The following is a 290-nucleotide window of genomic DNA, read 5'->3' as shown; positions in this document are numbered from 1 at the left end:
ACTCGCCGGCCGATGCGACCGATCGATCAACCCCTCCAGGCCCGCTTGCTCGTAGCGGGCCAACCACGAATGCAACGTCTGACGCGACACCCCACACTTCGATGCCACCTGCGATATCGACAAACCATCGCTGATCACGGCCAACACGGCCTGATACCTCTGCTCGGCCACGCTCAACTCCCTCATCAAGGGAGTGTCAAGGATCAGCCGAAACAACTGTCAAGCATCAGCCGAAACACTGTCGCCCATCAACCGGAGACAAAATGTCACGCATCACCCGACGCAATACA

The 290-nt window shown here is 58.3% G+C and carries 1 protein-coding gene; it reads right to left on the bottom strand.

Annotated features, from left to right (window positions below; genetic code table 11):
- Positions 1-186 (bottom strand): helix-turn-helix domain-containing protein (locus AC5Y5C_RS24880; protein ID WP_499975985.1); only part of this gene is annotated, 186 nt, incomplete at its 3' end.
- Between the last annotated feature and the right edge of the window lie 104 nt (positions 187-290).

It is taken from the genome of Mycobacterium sp. NGS15 (assembly GCF_059813245.1).
This window is presented reverse-complemented; position numbering and strand designations above follow the sequence as displayed.